Raw genomic sequence first — 12761 nt, 5'->3', positions numbered from 1 at the left:
GGCGCCTCCGGATATGTCAGGACTCTCGCTATACTATAGCCATGGGTGCTGGAGCGTTCGGCACCGCGTACGAAGGGAATGCGGACCGCATCCTGAGATACTTCAACAGACGAGAGGAAGAGTGATGACGTCCGCAGCCCGCAGGAAGAAACAACCCCTTGCCGATCAGATGTACGACGTACTGCTCGATCAGTTCATGGCGGGGAAGCGGGCGCCGGGTGAGCCGCTGAATATCGGCGCGCTCTCGCGCGAACTCGACGTGAGCCAGACCCCGCTCAGGGAGGCCCTGGCCCGGCTCGAACATACCGGCCTGGTCGTCCGCGAGGCGCTGAAGGGATATCGGGTGGCGCCGATGTTCACGGAAAGGGAGGTCGCCAAGCTGATGGACGCGCGCATCGTCCTCGAGCCCGCGTTGACTTATGAGACCTGCCGCCGGACGACCCCCGAGTTTCTCGAGGAATTGCGTCTGTCGGTCGAGGAGCTGGACGAATCGGCCGGTCTCGCGGACACGCAGTCGAGCTCGTTCAGGCACTATTGGGCGGCCGACGACAGGTTCCACATGCTCATCGCGCAACAGTCGGACAACCCCTTCCTGGAAACCGCCTACCGCTCGCTCAACGGGCAGATGCAGCGGTTCCGGTTGTTCTCGAAGCTCGGCAACACGGGGGCGCACCACGCGGCGAAGGAGCACCGCGCCATTCACGACGCGCTCGTGGAGGGAAATCCGGAGATCGCGGCGATCAGGATGCGCGAGCACCTGCAGAGCTCCAATCGGCGCAGAACGCAATCCTGACCGGCACACGTTCCTCATTCCCGGACGGTGACCGGGACCGTGTCCTCGTCCCCCGACGGGCCCTGCGCGGCCGCGCGCCCTTCCTTCGTGTAGAGCTGAAGGTAGGAGAAGACCCCGGCCAGCCCCGCCACGATGCATATCGTGTCGGCGAAGTCCGCGCCGAAATAGGAGGTCAGGCCGCCGTCCGCGATGAGAATTCCGATGATCTGGAAGACCGTGACGACCAGGCCGCCGAGCATGAAGGCGATCAGCGTGACACGGAACGCGTTGAGCAGGAATCTGTACATCATCCACCCTTTCTAGAACGGCACCCAGATCAGGCTCATGGCCACGACGATTCCGGCGAGGAACGACGGGACCAGGTAATAGCCGATGACCGGCTTGAATATCCGTACGGGATCGCAGCCGGCGATGCCCGCGGCCACGTAGAGCGGGGGCGCGCCGGGCGGGGAGCAGCCCTCGGCGCTCGCCCAGACGATGATCGCCGCGTAGGCCAGGTGCGCGGAGACGCCCGCGCTGGTGAGCGCCAGGAACGCCACGGAACCGACGGCCGCCAGTGTGGCGGTCGTGCTCAGCGGTCCCGAGACGAGCAGCACGATGACGCCCACGACGATGACCATGACCAGCGCGGGGACTCCCTGCATGCGCTCGATGAACGGCGCGAGCTGCTCGCCGAGCCCCAGCGTGGACAGCGCCTCCGAGGCCGCGAACGCCGAGATCATGGTGATGCCCACGATCGCGAACTTGGGACTGATCGCCCCGAGCATCGACCACCAGTCCGCGGCCCTGCGCGGCAGGTTCCTGTGACCCACGATCATGCCGACGACCAGCATGAAGATCGGCAACCAGAACAGCACCGGGATCTCGCCCGCGGCGTCCTCGCCGATGCGCCCCACGACCCACTCGGCGGTCGGCCCGGCGGTGGCGAGGATCGGCACCGCGACCGCGGCCAGCACCAGCAGCGAGGGCCAGCCCGCCCGCACGGTCGCGCCCAGCGGCTTGACGTCCGCGGGGTCCATCCGGTCCACGCCGCGGCGGCGCACGATCGCGTACGCGACGATCAGCCGCATCACCACCGTCCACGCGGCCACCACGAACATGGGGACGATCATCTGCTCAGCGGTCAGCCGGGGCGCGACGGTCGGAGCGGCGAGCAGCAGGAAGAACGCGCCGCTGAACGGGAAGGTGGCCCCCACCCCGGCGTTGCCGGAGATGACCAGGGCGGCCGTCTCACCGCTGGTCTTCGACCGCTTCATCCAGGGGATGGCGATGGACCCGATGGTGGCGGCGATCGCGGCCCCGTTGTGGGCCACCGCGCCGAACGCGCCAGAGCCGACCGTGGCGGCGTAGAGCGCGCCGCCCCTACGGCGGCCGAGCATGGAGCTCAGGATGTCGATCAGCCGTCCGATGAGGCCGATGCCGGTCAGCAACTCGCTGACGAACACGAACGCCAGTGCCGCGAACGTCACCTCGGACTTCATGCCCTCCACGAGGCTTTCCCAGCCCACGACGAGCGCGTCGGAGCCGGCGAAAGCGGCGCACGCGAGAAATCCGACGAACATCGATTCGGCGATATTGCGTTTGAAGAGGACATTCCAGACGACGATGACGGCGATGAACGCGATCAGGGCGAAGATTGCGTTCACCCACACCACCGTCCAGGGCCGTCGGGCGACGCGCTGCTGGGGGACACAGGGGGCCTCCTCGGTTACATCATGATGTCTTCCGCGTGAAGCGGCCCCGGCAGGTATAGTACAGCCGCAACATGGATGAAATACTATAGTTTTCCTTCTCGGCCTGTCTACGGCTCGCGCTCGCCGACTTTCCGGGCGGATTTCCGCCGGCGAGTGCGTACAAGTGCGCAGACGCGCCGTGAGTTGGGGCACATACTCACAAGCAATGGACGCGAGCCCTGACGGGGAGCAAGCGATCATGCGTGTGCGCTATCGCGCGGAGGACGTACCGGTGTCCTCGCGCTTCGACTACTGGCAGGACATCGTCAACGAGTCCTTCACCCCGATGGACCTCCACTACGACGGCCAGCCGTCGTTCAGCAGCGAGCTGACGCTGGGCCGGCTGGGTCAGGTGGGGGTCGCCGAAGTGTGCGACAGGAGCCCGGGCCAGGCCCGGGGCAGGCCGTCCGAGCGGGCCGCCGGCCAGTACACGGTCTTCATGGTGACGCGGGGGCGCACCATGGCGATCAAGGGAGGTCGGGAGGTCCTGCTCGGGCCCGGCCAGTTCGTGGTGACCGATCCGGCGCGGCCGTACCGCTGCGTGTTCCCGGCCAGGCGGGCCGTCTGCGTGGCGTTCCCGAAGGAGCTGCTGCCGCTGCCCGAGGAGGCGGTGGCGGAGGTGGCCGACGTGCCCATCGAGGGGGACGAGGGCGTGCCAGCGCTGGTCGGGTCGCTCATCGCGCGGCTGCCCGGCTGCCTCGACGACATCTCGGGCACGGCCGACGGGGTACGCCTCAGCACGGCGCTGCTCGACCTGCTCGCCGTGGCGCTGGCCACCCGCATGGACCGGGCCGATGTGGCGCCGCCGCCCACCCGTACGCGGGCGCTGCTGACGCGCATCCAGACGTACGTGGAGGAACGGCTCGGCGACCCCGGCCTGTCACCCGCCCGCGTCGCCGAGGCCCACCACATCTCGCTGCGCTACCTGTACAAGCTCTTCGAGTCCCAGGGCTGCGGCGTGGCCGACTGGATCAGGCGGCGCAGGCTGGAGCGCTGCCGGCGCGACCTGCTCGACCCGGCGCTGTCCGAGCGGCCGGTGCGCGCCACGGGGGCGCGCTGGGGCTTTCCCGACGCCACGCGGTTCAACCGGTTGTTCCGGACGGCGTACGGGTTACCACCCGGCGAGTACCGCCGCGCCTGCGGCCTGACCGTCCTTGAACCGGCACCGGTACCCGTCCTTGAACCGGCACCGGTACCCGTCCTTGAACCGGCACCGGTACCCGTCCTTGAACCGGCACCGGTACCCCTCCTCGAACCGGCGCTCGGGGTCCCTCGCCGGGTCTAGCTGGGGACGCGCAGGTCGCGCATGAGGAAGTAGTTGGCGTGGTCGGCCTGCAGGAAGGAGTGGAACTTCGGGGCCTTGGAACTGGCCGCCTTGGTGGCGGTGACCACTGTGACGACCACGTAATTCTTGGCCGAGCCCGAGCGGATCTTGCCGTACGCGTACGTGCTGTGGGTGGTGCTCTGGCGCCAGAGCACCGCGTCGGAGGTGAGCTTGGCCAGCCGGGAGGCGGTGGTCTTGGCGGTCTGCTCACTGGGGAACGACATCATGATCTGCGCCGCCTTGATGGCCCCGTCGTCGGCGGAGTACGCGACCTGGACGGCGCTCTCGCACTCGTTGTCGGCCAGCACGCCCTCGCCGTCCACCGGGTCGCACGAGTCGTACGTCCACCCGCCGACCTTCTTCGCATCGAACTTCACGTCGCCCAGACCGAAGTTCCAGTCCTTGAACTCGGTGTGGGCGAGTGGCGATCCTGGTTCGGTGCGGTTCGAGGTGGACGGGCTGTCGGTGGGGGACGGCTCGCTCTCGGGGGATTCCGTCGGGAGGGACGACGGGGGGTCGGACTGCGGCGGGATGCTGGACACGGTCGGCATCGTGATGTTCGGGGCGGGGCCCGGGGCGCTGAGGTAGGCGTAGGCGCCGTACGCGCCGCCGCCCAGGACGACCACCGCGACGGCGGCGATCACGCTGATGAGCACGGCGTTGTTGCGGGTGGCGGGCGGTGGGGTGCCGTACGGCGTACCGGGCTGGGTCCCGTAGCCGTACTGGCCCGCGCCCTGGCCGTATTGCGATGCGCCCTGTCCGTACGCGCCCTGGCCGTTTTGAGGTGCGCCCTGGCCGTATTGAGAGGGGCCTTCGCCGTATGCGCCTTGGCCGTTTTGAGGTGCGCCCTGGCCGTATTGAGAGGGGCCTTCGCCGTATGCGCCTTGGCCGTTTTGAGGTGCGCCTTCGCCGTATGCGCCCTGGCCGTATGTGCTCTGGCCGTGTTGCGGTCCTTGGCCGTATGGCGAGGGGCCGTTGGGCTGCTGGCCGTAGCCGGGCGGGGGAGCGCCTTGGCCGGGCTGAGGGCCGTATCCCTGCCGGCCGGTGGGGCCGGGGCCCTGCGGGGGGCCGTATCCCTGCTGCCCCCATGGCCCTTGGGGGTAGGGCTGAGGCTCCGGAGGCTGCGGGGGATATGCCATTACCCCATTGTGGGGCACATCATCACCAAGCGCCCCAACTACCCCACAAAAACGGGCTAACTGGTGACGACGTTGTCGCGTCGCATGAGGAGGAAGAGGCCGCGGTCGGCCTGCAGGTACTGGTGGAACTTCGAGGCCTTGGAGCTCCCCGCCTTGGTGGCGGTGACGACCGTGGCGACCAGGTAGTTCTTGTACGCGCCCGAGCGGACCTTGCCGTACGTGTAGGTGTTGTGGGTGGCGCTCCTACGATAGATCAACGCGTCGGAGGTGAGCTTGGCCAGCCGGGAGGCGGCGGTCTTGGCGGCATTGCCGCTGGGGAACGACACGATGATCTGCGCCGCCTTGATGGACCCGCCATAGGCGGAGTACGCGAGCTGGACGCCTCTCTCGCACCCGTTGTCGGCCAGCACGCCCTCCGCGTCCACCGGGTCGCACGAGTCGTACGTCCAGCCGCCGACCTTGACCGCCTCGTAGTTCAGGTCTCCCAGGTCCAACTTCCAGTCGTCGAACTCGGTGTGGGTGAGCGGTGATCTGGCCTCGGTGCTTTCGGCGGGCGTGGTGGACGGCTCGGTGGGCTCGGCCTCGGGGGTGTCCGTCGGCGCGGCCGATGGTGGCGCGGACGATGGCGGGGCGGACGGCGGCACGGACGGCGGGGCGGACGGCGGGGTGCTCGGCTGGGCGACGGTGGTCATCGGGCCCGGGGCGTTGACGTAGGCGTACGCGCCGAACGCGCCGCCGCCCACGAGGAGCACCGACAGGGCGACGATCACGCCGATGAGCACGGCGTTGCGGTTGCCGGGTGGCGGGGAACCGTAGGGCATCGAGGGCGGTGACCCCGGCTGGTTCCCGTAGCCATACTGCCCCGGCCCCTGACCATAGGGGCCCTGTTGGTACTGCCCTGCTTGGTACTGCCCTGCGTCCTGCCCGTACTGCGCGGGACCTTGCCCGTACTGCCCTGCGCCCTGCCCGTACTGTCCTGCGCCTTGGCCGTACTGTCCTGCGCCTTGGCCGTGCTGTCCGCCCTGCCCGTACTGCGTTGGGGCCTGGCCGTACCGGCCAGCGCCTTGGCCGTACTGCGTTGGCCCGTGCTGCCCTGCGCCTTGATCGTATGACCTGGGGCCCTGGCCGGGGGGCTGTCCGTAGGCGGGTGGGGGAGTCGCGGGGCCGGATGGTAGTTCGTGTCCGGATGGTGGGGCGCCTTGGCCGGGGTGCGGCCCGTATCCCGGCTGGCCTTGTTGGCCGGGTTGGCCGGGTTGGCCGTACTGGCTGGGCTGGGGCTGTTGACCGGGTTGGCCGTACTGGCCCTGTTGGCTGGGCTGGCCGGGTGTCTGTTGGCCCGGGGCCTGTGGGGGACCGTAGCCGGGCGGCGGGGTGTTCTGGCCTGATGGCGGACCGTACCCTTGCTGCTCCTGCTGCCCCCTGTGCCCATGGGGCTGAGGTTGCGGCGGGTATGCCATCACCCCATTGTGGTGCACATCATCACCTGTCGCCGCAACTACCCCTAAAAAACGATCTGGCACGATGGCCGCGACGGGGCCGCCGCCAACGGGGGCGTACGGCATGCGAAGCGTCCAGGGCGTGATCCCCCTGATGCGTTGAGGCGCGCGCCCAGAGAAGATGTCGGTAAATGTCGGCTTACTAGCGCGCCTTACTAGTGGCTTGGTAGCGGCACGAAATATCGGCACGGCCAGCGGCGGTTGGCGGCGCGGGCACCAGCGGGAGCGTGATGATGGCATTTCCGGAGATCAACCCACGGACGCCGGTTCTCGTGGGAGCAGGGCAGGCGTCGGAGCGGATCGGCGAGCCGGGCTACCTGCGCCGATCCCCGGTCGAGCTGGCCGCAGCGGCGGCGCGGGAGGCCATCACCGACAGCGGCGCGGACGTCGCGGCGGACATCGACACGGTGGCGGGGGTGCGGCAGTTCGAGATCTCGGTGCCCGGCGTTCCCGCGCCGCTCGGCCGGTCGAACAACTACCCCCGCTCGGTCGCCGGCCGCGTGGGCGCGGCCCCGCGCCGGGCGATCCTGGAGGTGGCCGGCGGTCAGGGTCCCCAGCACCTGGTCAACGAGCTGGCCGCGGCGATCGCGGCGGGTACGGCGGAGGTCGCTCTCCTCTTCGGATCCGAGGCCATCTCCACCGTGCGGCACTGGGCGGCGTCCGAGGACCGGCCGGACTTCAGCGAGACCGCCGACGGCGACCTGGAGGACAGGGGGTACGGGCTGGAGGGTCTCGGATCGGCGTTCGAGGCCGCCCACGGCCTGACGGACGCGCCCAGCCAGTACGCGCTCTTCGAGAACGCCCGCCGCGCCCGGCTGGCGCAGACCAGGCAGGAGTACGCCGCTGGCATGGGCGCCCTGTTCGCCCCGTTCACCAAGGTCGCCGCGGCCAACCCGCACGCCGCCGCCCCCACCGAGCGCGGCGCGGCGGAGCTCGTCACGCCCAGCGAGCGGAACCGCGTGATCGCCGACCCGTACACCCGCTACATCGTCGCCAGGGAGAAGGTCAACCAGGGGGCGGCCGTCCTGCTGACGTCCGTGGCCGCCGCCCGCCGGCTCGGCGTCTCGGAGGACCGCTGGGTGTTCCTGCACGGCCACACCGACCTGCGCGAACGCGCTCTGCTCGACCGGGCCGACCTCAGTGCCGCGCCGGCTGCCGTACTGGCCGTCACACACGCGCTCGACCTGGCCGGGATCGACGCCGCCGACCTGGCGGCCATCGATCTCTACAGTTGCTTCCCCATCGCCGTGACCAATGTCTGCGACGGCCTCGGACTGCCGGTGGACGGGTCACGGGAGCTGACGGTCACCGGTGGCCTGCCCTTCTTCGGGGGCGCGGGCAACAACTACTCCATGCACGCGATCGCCGAGACGGCGCACCGGCTGCGCGCGATGCCCGGCGCGTACGGGCTGGTCGGGGCGAACGGCGGCGCCCTGAGCAAGTACTCCGCCGGCGTCTACTCGACCACGCCCACCGGCTGGCGGCCGGACGAGAGCGAGCGGCTCCAGGCCGAGATCGACGCCTGGGCGGCCGTCGAGCAGGCCGGTCAGGCGGACGGCTGGGGCACGATCGAGACGTACACCGTCAAGCATCGCCGGGACGGGAGGCGTACAGGCATCGTGGTCGGCCGGTTGGCGGCGGACGGGCGGCGGTTCCTCGCGATGGCCGACGACGACGAGACGCTCGAGCTGCTCGGCGCCGACGAGCCCGTGGGCGCGCGCATCCGCGTGCGCTCCACGGCCTCGGGTGTCAACGTGGCTGGGATCGGCTGATCGGCCTCGGGTGTCAACGTGCGGCGCAGATAGCTGATGTACGACTCCACGATCCGGCTGTCGCCGTCGAAGTCGTAGTCCCACACCCGGTCCAGGATCTGCGCCTTGCTGACCACCCGCTCGGCGTTGATCATCAGGTAGCGCAGCAGGCTGAACTCCGTCGGCGACAGGTGGATCTCCCGCCCGCCCCGCCGCACGGTGTGCGCCTCCTCGTCGAGCTGCAGGTCCGCGTACCGCAGCACCCCGTCGTCGACCTGCTCCTCGGGCGGGCGGATCCGGCGCAGGATCGCCCGCAGCCGCAGCACCACCTCTTCCAGGCTGAACGGCTTGGTGACGTAGTCGTCGCCGCCCGCGGTCAGCCCGGCGATCCGGTCGGAGACGGCGTCCTTGGCGGTCAGGAAGAGCACGAGCGGGCTGTCCGGCGCCACGCGCAGCCTGCGCGCCACCGTGAAACCATCCAGATCGGGCAGCATCACGTCCAGCACGATGATGTCGGGCCGCTCCCGCGCCACCGCGTCGAGTGCCGCCCTTCCGCTGGAGGCGGTCCGGACGGCGAAACCGTTGAGGCACAGCGCCTCGGACAGCAACTCGCGGATGTTCGGCTCGTCGTCGACCACCAGCACCCTGGCCGGCCCGGACTCGTTCATGCCATCCGTTCTACCGGCACCTCCATAAGCGGGGCCTGAAAGGTTAGTAGATGCGGTACTTGTGGCCGCAGTTGTCGAATTTGCCGGCCCAGCAGGTGAACGCGTACACCTTGTCGATCCCGCGACCGCTCCAGCCCGTGGTGACCTTGCCGTCCCACGCCTGGTTGAACTTGTGCCAGCCGCCGTTCTGGTAGTACTCGAACCAGACCCAGCCCTTCTTGCCGCCCCGATTGTCCACGCCGTACCACTTCGTGAAGACCTTACCGCCGCTCTTCCAGGTCTTGCCGTACGTGTACGCCTTGTGGTCGCTGGAGAAGAACTTGCCCCAGTTCCCGCCATAGTGGGCAGCGGTCGCCGTCGTGGCGGTGGACTCGGTGGTGGCCTGGGCCGCCGGGCTGAGTGCCAGGCCGGTGACGGCCATGGAGCCGGCCAGAGCCACGGTCGCAAGGGTCTTACGCATGGGGTTTCCTCCTGAGTCAGTGCGCCGGTTGCTCCGGCAGAAGGGACATTACGGAGGTCCCACCCACTTCTCTGTGGAGGAATCCACACGCCAAGGGTGATCGGCGCCACACCTCACCGCACGAAAGCAGACTTATGTGACATTGCACACTTTTCAGGGGCATCTCGACATAAATCGGGCACGTCAGAGGTTGGGAATGAACCGGGGGGAAAGACATGTGTGGAATCTGTGGATGGGTGGACTTCGAGCGAGATCTACGGGGGGCCAGGGACACCGCACAGGCCATGACGGACACGATGGCCTGCCGCGGCCCCGATGACGAAGGGTTGTGGACGGCACCGCACGCCGCCATCGGCCATCGCAGGCTCGCCATCATCGACCTCGCCGGCGGCCGGCAGCCCATGATCGCCGACACCGACGGGCGGCCGGAGGCCGTGCTCACGTACAGCGGAGAGGTGTACAACTACCAGGAGCTGCGCGCGGAGCTGACCGCCCGCGGGCACCGCTTCCGCACCAGGAGCGACACCGAGGTCGTCGTGCGCGCCTACGTCGAGTGGGGCGCTGACATGGCGGAGCACCTCAACGGCATGTTCGCCTTCGCGATCTGGGACCCGCGCAGCGAGGAACTGCTCCTGGTCCGCGACCGCATGGGCATCAAACCGCTCTACTACTACCCGACGCCGCACGGCGTGCTGTTCGGCTCGGAGCCCAAGGCGATCCTCGCCAACCCGCTCGCCGAGCGCGTCGTCGACGCCGACGGGCTGCGCGAGCTGATGGCGTTCGTGAAGACACCTGAGCACGGCGTCTTCAGAGGCATGTACGAAGTCCGCCCAGGCCAGATCGTGCGTGTGGACCGCGGGGGCGTCCACAAGCGCCGCTACTGGCAGCTTCAGTCCTATGAGCACCCGGACGACGTGGACCTCACGGTCAAGACGGTGCGCGGCCTGCTGGACGACATCGTCGCCCGCCAGCTCATCAGCGACGTGCCGCTGTGCACGCTGCTGTCCGGCGGCCTGGACTCCAGCGCGATCACCGCGCTCGCCGCCAAGGACCTGCGTGAGCAGAACCTGGGCACGGTCCGCTCGTTCGCCGTCGACTTCACCGGCTACACCGAGAACTTCAAGCCCGACCTGAGCCGTGCGACGCCCGACGCGCCGTACGTCCACGAGCTGGCCCGCCACGTCGGTGCCGAGCACGCCGACATCGTGCTCGACTCGGCCGCGCTGATGGACCCGGCCGTGCGCGGCGCCGTACTGCGCGCCCGCGACCTGCCGATCGGCATCGGCGACATGGACACCTCGCTGTACCTGCTGTTCAAGGCGATCAGGGGGCACTCCACTGTGGCGCTGTCGGGGGAGTCGGCCGACGAGGTCTTCGGCGGCTACCGGTGGTTCCACGACCCGGAGTCGGTCAACGGCGGCACCTTCCCCTGGCTCGTCGGCAGGAACTTCGCCGACCACGCCGGGATGGAGCACCTGTTCAAGGACGACGTGCAGCGCCTGCTCGACGTGCCCGGCTACAAGGACCAGAGCTACCGCCAGGCGATCGCCGAGGTGCCCAGGCTGCCGGGCGAGACGGGCCACGAACGCCGGATGCGCGAGATCAGCTATCTGCACCTCACCCGGTTCGTGCAGATCCTGCTGGACCGCAAGGACCGGATGAGCATGGCCGTCGGGCTGGAGGTCCGGGTGCCGTTCTGCGACCATCGGCTGGTGGAGTACGTCTTCAACGCTCCCTGGGAGATGAAGACGTACGACGGCAGGGAGAAGAGCCTGCTGCGCGGGGCGGCCGCCGACGTGCTGCCCGAGTCCGTGGCGCAGCGGGTGAAGAGCCCGTACCCGACCACCCAGGATCCGTCCTATGAGCGGGTTCTGCGTGCGGAGGCCCGCGCGCTGATCCAGGGCGGCGAGCCGCCCTGCGCCGGCCTGGTCGACCTGGGCAAGGCGCGCGAGGCCGTCAACCAGCCCGTGGGCCCGAACAGCGCCCTCCCGAGCCGCGCCACGCTGGAGCGGATGCTCCAGCTCGACGCGTGGCTCAAGGAGTACGACGTCCAGCTCGCCCTCTGAGCCCGTACGCAGGCGCGGGCGGTCAAGCGGCCGCCCGCGCCTTACTTCCTGTCTGGCTACTTCGTCTCCACCATGGTGACCGTCGTGGTGTTCGGCTTGCCGTCACGCTGGTAGGTGACCTCGACCTGCTGGCCGGGCTTGAAGCCGCGGACCTGGCCGACGACCGTGTCGCCGCCGTCGACCGGGGTGTCGCCGATCTTGGTGATCACGTCGCCCTGCTTCAGCCCGGCCTTCTCTGCCGGGCTGCCCGCGGTCACCTGGCTGATCAGCGCGCCGGGCACCTGGCCGGTGGCGTCGGTGAGGCTCACCCCGAGGAACGCGTGGCTGACCTTGCCCTTGCTGATGAGCTGCTCGGAGACCTGCTTGGCGGTGTTCACCGGGATCGCGAAACCGAGGTTGACGCCTTCGGAGTTGATCGCGCTGTTGATGCCGACGAGCTCGCCGGCCGCGTTCACCAGGGCGCCGCCGGAGTTGCCCGGATTGATCGCCGCGTCGGTCTGGATCATGCCGCCGATCGTGGTCGTGTCGCCACCCTGCCCCTGCTGGGGCCAGCCGGGCGGGAGCTGCTGCTCGTCCGGGCCGTTTCCGGCGGTCACGGTGCGGTCGAGCGCGCTGACGATGCCCGAGGTCACCGTCCCGTCCAGGCCGAGCGGGCTGCCGATGGCCAGGACGTCGTCGCCGACCTTGAGCTGGTCGCTGTCGCCGAGCGCCACCTTCGCGAGCCCCGACACGCCCTTGGCCCGGATGACGGCCAGGTCGGTGGCCGGGTCGGTGCCGACCACGGTCGCCTCGGAGGTCCTGCCGTCGTTGAACTTCACGGTCAGGCCGTTCTGCCCGGCGACCACGTGGTTGTTGGTGAGGATCAACCCGTCGTCCGACAGCACCACGCCTGAGCCCTCGGCGGTCTGCCCCTGGATCATCACGACCGACGGCTGCACCTTCTCCGCCACCTGCGCGACGGTGAACTCGTCGGCGGCGGTGCGGAACACCGGGCTGACGCTCGTCGGGGTGGCGGCAGGGGCAGGGCTGTTCGCCGCGGCGACGTACGCGCCGACGAAGCCGCCGCCCAGTGCCGCCACCGACAGGGCGGCCACGGCGCCCAGCGCGAGCCCGGCGATGGCCTTCCTGGTCAGCAGGAACCTCGGCCGCTGCGGCGGCGGGGGCGGGAGCTGGCCGAGTGGCGTGAGGCCAGGCGTGGAGAAGCCGCCGGGAGAGGGCGGGGTGTCACCGAATTGGGTCCAGCCGCCGGCATTGTGCTCACGAGGCTCGTCCATGTCTTCTCCTGATGTTCGTTGTGACACCAGGGTGATCAATGCGAGGTAAGACCTGGC

At 69.4% G+C, this 12761-nt stretch carries 10 protein-coding genes and 1 pseudogene; 4 read left to right on the top strand and 7 right to left on the bottom strand.

The genetic code is table 11. The features are described 5' to 3' along the window. The first annotated feature begins 124 nt into the window (after positions 1-124). Positions 125-793: a GntR family transcriptional regulator gene (locus ITP53_RS27410; RefSeq protein ID WP_207756484.1), complete on the top strand. Its 669-nt coding sequence runs from the start codon at positions 125-127 to the stop codon at positions 791-793. A gap of 14 nt (positions 794-807) precedes the next feature. Here the strand turns inward: ITP53_RS27410 and ITP53_RS27405 are convergent, their stop codons facing one another. After that, positions 808-1083, bottom strand: coding sequence for a hypothetical protein (locus tag ITP53_RS27405; protein ID WP_207756483.1), 276 nt, complete (start codon positions 1081-1083; stop codon positions 808-810). 9 nt (positions 1084-1092) lie between these two features. Next, positions 1093-2439, bottom strand: a complete 1347-nt coding sequence (locus ITP53_RS27400) for a TRAP transporter large permease subunit (RefSeq protein ID WP_195898329.1) — start codon at positions 2437-2439, stop codon at positions 1093-1095. Positions 2440-2725: 286 nt separating this feature from the next. Here ITP53_RS27400 and ITP53_RS27395 point away from each other — a divergent pair, with 286 nt between their 5' ends. Next, entirely contained in the window at positions 2726-3811 is a 1086-nt protein-coding gene (locus ITP53_RS27395) for a helix-turn-helix domain-containing protein (protein WP_195898328.1), read from the top strand. Here ITP53_RS27395 and ITP53_RS27390 read toward each other — a convergent pair. Together ITP53_RS27390 and ITP53_RS27385 are read right to left on the bottom strand one after the other, a co-directional pair. After that, a complete protein-coding gene (locus tag ITP53_RS27390; RefSeq protein WP_195898327.1) occupies positions 3808-4506 on the bottom strand; it encodes a hypothetical protein in 699 nt (232 codons plus the stop codon). The two genes, ITP53_RS27395 and ITP53_RS27390, sit on opposite strands and share 4 nt — an antisense overlap. A gap of 539 nt (positions 4507-5045) precedes the next feature. Further along, positions 5046-5810, bottom strand: coding sequence for a hypothetical protein (locus ITP53_RS27385; protein ID WP_195898326.1), 765 nt, complete (start codon positions 5808-5810; stop codon positions 5046-5048). Between the two features lie 905 nt (positions 5811-6715). On the opposite strand from ITP53_RS27385, the gene ITP53_RS27380 reads away from it, so the two are divergent. After that, the gene (locus tag ITP53_RS27380) at positions 6716-8257 is read left to right on the top strand and encodes an acetyl-CoA acetyltransferase (RefSeq protein WP_236051224.1); all 1542 of its coding nucleotides are present in this window, start codon (positions 6716-6718) and stop codon (positions 8255-8257) included. A 56-nt stretch (positions 8258-8313) separates the two neighbouring features. On the opposite strand, the pseudogene ITP53_RS27375 reads toward ITP53_RS27380, so the two are convergent. Beyond that, positions 8314-8904, bottom strand: a pseudogene (locus ITP53_RS27375) (response regulator transcription factor); the annotation flags it as partial. A 43-nt stretch (positions 8905-8947) separates the two neighbouring features. Continuing rightward, entirely contained in the window at positions 8948-9364 is a 417-nt protein-coding gene (locus tag ITP53_RS27370; protein WP_195898325.1) for a hypothetical protein, read from the bottom strand. Between the two features lie 215 nt (positions 9365-9579). Between ITP53_RS27370 and asnB the strand changes: the two genes are divergently transcribed. Then, the gene (gene asnB / locus ITP53_RS27365; protein WP_195898324.1) at positions 9580-11430 is read left to right on the top strand and encodes an asparagine synthase (glutamine-hydrolyzing); all 1851 of its coding nucleotides are present in this window, start codon (positions 9580-9582) and stop codon (positions 11428-11430) included. A 56-nt stretch (positions 11431-11486) separates the two neighbouring features. Here asnB and ITP53_RS27360 read toward each other — a convergent pair whose 3' ends face one another. Further along, positions 11487-12704 (bottom strand): S1C family serine protease, encoded by a 1218-nt coding sequence (locus tag ITP53_RS27360; RefSeq protein WP_195898323.1) that lies wholly within the window; start codon positions 12702-12704, stop codon positions 11487-11489. Between the last annotated feature and the right edge of the window lie 57 nt (positions 12705-12761).

This window comes from Nonomuraea cypriaca (assembly GCF_015645445.1).
Classification (GTDB): domain Bacteria; phylum Actinomycetota; class Actinomycetes; order Streptosporangiales; family Streptosporangiaceae; genus Nonomuraea; species Nonomuraea cypriaca.
The sequence above is the reverse complement of the archived record's forward strand: the minus strand, read 5'-3'. Positions and strand labels throughout refer to the sequence as shown.

Bases quoted from the DNA above. Each gene is read 5' to 3' on its own strand.
- ITP53_RS27410 (WP_207756484.1), top strand. From the start codon at position 125: ATGACGTCCGCAGCCCGCAGGAAGAAACAACCCCTTGCCGATCAGATG.
- ITP53_RS27405 (WP_207756483.1), bottom strand. From the start codon at position 1,083: ATGATGTACAGATTCCTGCTCAACGCGTTCCGTGTCACGCTGATCGCC.
- ITP53_RS27395 (WP_195898328.1), top strand. From the start codon at position 2,726: ATGCGTGTGCGCTATCGCGCGGAGGACGTACCGGTGTCCTCGCGCTTC.
- ITP53_RS27385 (WP_195898326.1), bottom strand. From the start codon at position 5,810: ATGCCCTACGGTTCCCCGCCACCCGGCAACCGCAACGCCGTGCTCATC.
- ITP53_RS27380 (WP_236051224.1), top strand. From the start codon at position 6,716: ATGATGGCATTTCCGGAGATCAACCCACGGACGCCGGTTCTCGTGGGA.
- ITP53_RS27370 (WP_195898325.1), bottom strand. From the start codon at position 9,364: ATGCGTAAGACCCTTGCGACCGTGGCTCTGGCCGGCTCCATGGCCGTC.
- asnB (WP_195898324.1), top strand. From the start codon at position 9,580: ATGTGTGGAATCTGTGGATGGGTGGACTTCGAGCGAGATCTACGGGGG.
- ITP53_RS27360 (WP_195898323.1), bottom strand. From the start codon at position 12,704: ATGGACGAGCCTCGTGAGCACAATGCCGGCGGCTGGACCCAATTCGGT.